A 5,844-nucleotide genomic window follows, 5' to 3' on the forward strand; every position below is an offset into this window, starting at 1 on the left:
GACACGCCCGGCGGCGGGGCGTGATTTGCCCGCGGGCCGGATCGAACGTAATGTTATCCCTTGTCAGCACGGCAGTGCGGGACACGGAATGTGGCCCGGTTGCGAACGTGACAATGAATTGCTGGTCTCGCTGGTCTTGAACCTGATGGTTCGACCGGGTAAGATAGTGGTTCGCCTGCTTTGCTCGCACTGGTGCGGCTCGCCTTCGGGTTGAGGTCGTGTTCAGGGTGTGGTAAGTTAGGGAAGTTGCCTTTCGGAAGCCTTCGGGTGTGTACGGGGGGTGTCTGGTCCTTGAGAACTCAATAACGTGCACTAAATGTCAAATACCATTTATTTGAACCTCATCATCTGCTCTTCGGAGTGGGTGTAGATGTTCCTTTTTTATTGGATAACGATACAAGAGCCAGATGGCGCTGCTTTGGCAGGGTCTATGGTTCGTATCTTTGTCAGAATCAAACTCGCTGCAGTCCGGATTTTTCCCCGGGTTGTATGCACTTTTCATTTACGGAGAGTTTGATCCTGGCTCAGGACGAACGCTGGCGGCGTGCTTAACACATGCAAGTCGAACGCTGAAGCCAGAGCTTGCTCTGGTGGATGAGTGGCGAACGGGTGAGTAACACGTGAGTAACCTGCCCCTGACTCTGGGATAAGCGCTGGAAACGGCGTCTAATACCGGATATGAGCAATCACCGCATGGTGTGTTGCTGGAAAGATTTATCGGTTGGGGATGGACTCGCGGCCTATCAGCTAGTTGGTGAGGTAATGGCTCACCAAGGCGACGACGGGTAGCCGGCCTGAGAGGGTGACCGGCCACACTGGGACTGAGACACGGCCCAGACTCCTACGGGAGGCAGCAGTGGGGAATATTGCACAATGGGCGCAAGCCTGATGCAGCAACGCCGCGTGAGGGATGACGGCCTTCGGGTTGTAAACCTCTTTTAGTAGGGAAGAAGCGCAAGTGACGGTACCTGCAGAAAAAGCACCGGCTAACTACGTGCCAGCAGCCGCGGTAATACGTAGGGTGCAAGCGTTGTCCGGAATTATTGGGCGTAAAGAGCTCGTAGGCGGCTTGTCGCGTCTGCTGTGAAAACCCGAGGCTCAACCTCGGGCTTGCAGTGGGTACGGGCAGGCTAGAGTGTGGTAGGGGAGATTGGAATTCCTGGTGTAGCGGTGGAATGCGCAGATATCAGGAGGAACACCGATGGCGAAGGCAGATCTCTGGGCCACTACTGACGCTGAGGAGCGAAAGCATGGGGAGCGAACAGGATTAGATACCCTGGTAGTCCATGCCGTAAACGTTGGGAACTAGATGTAGGGACCTTTCCAGGGTTTCTGTGTCGTAGCTAACGCATTAAGTTCCCCGCCTGGGGAGTACGGCCGCAAGGCTAAAACTCAAAGGAATTGACGGGGGCCCGCACAAGCGGCGGAGCATGCGGATTAATTCGATGCAACGCGAAGAACCTTACCAAGGCTTGACATATACGAGAACGGGCGAGAGATCGTCAACTCTTTGGACACTCGTAAACAGGTGGTGCATGGTTGTCGTCAGCTCGTGTCGTGAGATGTTCGGTTAAGTCCGGCAACGAGCGCAACCCTCGTCCTATGTTGCCAGCACGTAATGGTGGGAACTCATGGGATACTGCCGTGGTCAACACGGAGGAAGGTGGGGATGACGTCAAATCATCATGCCCCTTATGTCTTGGGCTTCACGCATGCTACAATGGCCGGTACAAAGGGCTGCAATACCGCGAGGTGGAGCGAATCCCAAAAAGCCGGTCTCAGTTCGGATTGGGGTCTGCAACTCGACCCCATGAAGTCGGAGTCGCTAGTAATCGCAGATCAGCAACGCTGCGGTGAATACGTTCCCGGGCCTTGTACACACCGCCCGTCAAGTCATGAAAGTCGGTAACACCCGAAGCCGATGGCCTAACCACTTGTGGAGGGAGTCGTCGAAGGTGGGACTGGTGATTAGGACTAAGTCGTAACAAGGTAGCCGTACCGGAAGGTGCGGCTGGATCACCTCCTTTCTAAGGAGCACTCATGGCCGTTTGGTCATGCAGAATACTCAGATCATCACCGAATGTGTGGTGCTGGGTGCTCACGGCTGGAATATTTGACAGGCTTGGTGCGAGTCATTTGGAGTAAGTACGCCGGTAACGGTTGGAACGCTTTGGGTGGTGAGTTCTGCGTCATTTGCACGTTATTGGGTCCTGAGGGACCAGGCCGGCACGGAAGTGTTGGGTTGGTTTCTTGGGCCGTGGCTTCGCCCGAACCGGTTGGTTCATGTGGTGGGGAGCGGTACCGACCGTACGTTGAGAACTACACAGTGGACGCGAGCATCTTTAGAAACACACACGAGAGTGTGGTGTTTCATGGTCTGCGTCGAATTTTCACTCCTTTGGGGGTGGGTTTGGCGCGAACATGATTACTTATGTGATTTCAAGTTTCTAAGAGCAAACGGTGGATGCCTTGGCATCTGGAGCCGAAGAAGGACGTCGTAATCTGCGATAAGCCTCGGGGAGTTGATAAACGAGCTGTGATCCGAGGATTTCCGAATGGGGAAACCCCGCCAGGGGCTGCAAGGTTGCCTGGTGACTCCCGCCTGAATATATAGGGCGGGTAGAGGGAACGGGGGGAAGTGAAACATCTCAGTACCCTCAGGAAGAGAAAACAACATGTGATTCCGGTAGTAGTGGCGAGCGAAACCGGATGAGGCTAAACCAGTCATGTGTGATACCCGGCAGGGGTTGCATGGTTGGGGTTGCGGGACTTTCCGTTCTGTTCTGCCGAGCAGTGAACGTGAGCGTGTGCGTATAGGGGAACGACTTGGAACGGTCGATCGAAGAGGGTGAGAATCCCGTACCCGAAATGCGCCCACCGCGTGGAGAGTATCCCAAGTAGCACGGGGCCCGAGAAATCCCGTGTGAATCTGTCAGGACCACCTGATAAGCCTAAATACTCCCAGATGACCGATAGCGGACAAGTACCGTGAGGGAAAGGTGAAAAGTACCCCGGGAGGGGAGTGAAATAGTACCTGAAACCGTTTGCTTACAAACCGTTGGAGCAGCCTTGTTGCTGTGACAGCGTGCCTTTTGAAGAATGAGCCTGCGAGTTAGCGATATGTGGCGAGGTTAACCCTTGAGGGGTAGCCGTAGCGAAAGCGAGTCTGAATAGGGCGATTCAGTCGCATGTCCTAGACCCGAAGCGAAGTGATCTATCCATGGCCAGGTTGAAGCGCGTGTAAGAGCGCGTGGAGGACCGAACCCACTTAGGTTGAAAACTGAGGGGATGAGCTGTGGATAGGGGTGAAAGGCCAATCAAACTTCGTGATAGCTGGTTCTCTCCGAAATGCATTTAGGTGCAGCGTTGCGTGTTTCTTGCCGGAGGTAGAGCTACTGGATGGCCGATGGGCCCTACAAGGTTACTGACGTCAGCCAAACTCCGAATGCCGGTAAGTGAGAGCGCAGCAGTGAGACAGTGGGGGATAAGCTTCATTGTCGAGAGGGAAACAACCCAGATCACCAATTAAGGTCCCAAAGCGCGTGCTAAGTGGAAAAGGATGTGGAGTTGCTGTGACAACCAGGAGGTTGGCTTAGAAGCAGCCACCCTTGAAAGAGTGCGTAATAGCTCACTGGTCAAGTGATTCCGCGCCGACAATGTAACGGGGCTCAAGCACGCCACCGAAATTGTGGCATTCATATTATTGGTAGGCCTTCGTGGTCCAGCCGTATGGATGGGTAGGAGAGCGTCGTGTGGCGAGTGAAGCGGCGGTGTGAACCAGCCGTGGACGCCACACGAGTGAGAATGCAGGCATGAGTAGCGAAAGACGGGTGAGAAACCCGTCCTCCGGAAGACCAAGGGTTCCAGGGTCAAGCTAATCTTCCCTGGGTAAGTCGGGACCTAAGGCGAGGCCGACAGGCGTAGTCGATGGACAACGGGTTGATATTCCCGTACCGGCGAAAAACCGTCAAAGACCTAACCAGTAGTGCTAAGCAATGGAAGCTTTCGGGATGCCTTCGGGTTGAACGGGAGGGGAAGCTGCGAACCCGGACTGGGGTGGTGAGCGTATTAACAGGTGTGACGCAGGAAGGTAGATGTTGCCGGGCGATGGTTGTCCCGGTCTAAGGTTGTAGGCCGAGCAGTAGGCAAATCCGCTGCTCATATAAGGCTGAGAGCTGATGGGGAGCCCGTAGGGGCGAAGTCATTGATCCTATGCTGCCAAGAAAAGCATCGACGCGAGGTTTTAGCCGCCCGTACCCCAAACCGACTCAGGTGGTCAGGTAGAGAATACTAAGGAGATCGAGATAATCATGGTTAAGGAACTCGGCAAAATGCCCCCGTAACTTCGGGAGAAGGGGGGCCATCCGCCTATTAGGATTTACTCCGAAAGGGTGTGATGGCCGCAGAGACCAGTGGGAAGCGACTGTTTACTAAAAACACAGGTCCGTGCGAAGTCGCAAGACGATGTATACGGACTGACGCCTGCCCGGTGCTGGAAGGTTAAGAGGAGGGGTTAGCGCAAGCGAAGCTCTGAATTTAAGCCCCAGTAAACGGCGGTGGTAACTATAACCATCCTAAGGTAGCGAAATTCCTTGTCGGGTAAGTTCCGACCTGCACGAATGGCGTAACGACTTCCCAGCTGTCTCAACCATGAACTCGGCGAAATTGCATTACGAGTAAAGATGCTCGTTACGCGCAGCAGGACGGAAAGACCCCGTGACCTTTACTACAGTTTGGTATTGGTATTCGGTGTGACTTGTGTAGGATAGGTGGGAGACTGTGAAGCTTGGACGCTAGTTCAGGTGGAGTCATTGTTGAAATACCACTCTGGTCATTCTGGATATCTAACTACGGACCCTAATCGGGTTCTGGGACAGTGCCTGATGGGTAGTTTAACTGGGGCGGTTGCCTCCTAAAGAGTAACGGAGGCGCCCAAAGGTTCCCTCAACCTGGTTGGCAATCAGGTGGCGAGTGTAAGTGCACAAGGGAGCTTGACTGTGAGACTGACAGGTCGAGCAGGGACGAAAGTCGGGACTAGTGATCCGGCAGTGGCTTGTGGAAGCGCTGTCGCTCAACGGATAAAAGGTACCTCGGGGATAACAGGCTGATCTTGCCCAAGAGTCCATATCGACGGCATGGTTTGGCACCTCGATGTCGGCTCGTCGCATCCTGGGGCTGGAGTAGGTCCCAAGGGTTGGGCTGTTCGCCCATTAAAGCGGTACGCGAGCTGGGTTTAGAACGTCGTGAGACAGTTCGGTCCCTATCCGCTGCGTGCGTCGGAAATTTGAGAGGATCTGACCCTAGTACGAGAGGACCGGGTTGGACGAACCTCTGGTGTGTCAGTTGTTCTGCCAAGGGCATCGCTGATTAGCTACGTTCGGAATGGATAACCGCTGAAAGCATCTAAGCGGGAAGCCGGCCTCAAGATGAGATTTCCATCCGGGTTTAGCCCGGGAGAGGCTCCCAGTAGACTACTGGGTTGATAGGCCGGATGTGGAAGCACGGTAACGTGTGGAGCTGACCGGTACTAATAAGCCGATGGCTTGATTTCACTTCCATCACCTCTGATGTGTGTTTTGATGTTTCGCGTCCACTTTGTGGTTCTTGACGTACGGTCAAGCCACAACCACCCACCCTGACCGGTGTGGTCCATGCTCTTCGGAGTGTGTACTTGTCCTGGTTGGTGTGTTTGTGTGGTTGGGTTTGACAGGTCAATAGTGTTACGGCGGTTATAGCGTCAGGGAAACGCCCGGAAACATTCCGAACCCGGAAGCTAAGGCTGACTGCGCCGATGGTACTGCAGGGGGGACCCTGTGGGAGAGTAGGACACCGCCGGACTTCTTT

The 5,844-nt window shown here is 54.4% G+C and carries 3 rRNA genes; all 3 read left to right on the forward strand.

Features of this window, described 5'->3' with window-relative positions:
• Positions 1 to 501: 501 nt before the first annotated feature.
• Positions 502 to 2,027 (forward strand): 16S ribosomal RNA (locus KOE53_RS13405).
• Between the two features lie 410 nt (positions 2,028 to 2,437).
• Positions 2,438 to 5,551 (forward strand): 23S ribosomal RNA (locus KOE53_RS13410).
• Between the two features lie 170 nt (positions 5,552 to 5,721).
• Positions 5,722 to 5,838, forward strand: a 5S ribosomal RNA gene (gene rrf / locus KOE53_RS13415).
• Together the 16S, 23S and 5S rRNA genes form the textbook arrangement of a ribosomal RNA operon.
• The last annotated feature ends 6 nt before the right edge of the window (positions 5,839 to 5,844 follow it).

This window comes from Leucobacter sp. CX87, assembly GCF_018682295.1.
Taxonomy (GTDB): Bacteria; Actinomycetota; Actinomycetes; order Actinomycetales; family Microbacteriaceae; genus Cx-87.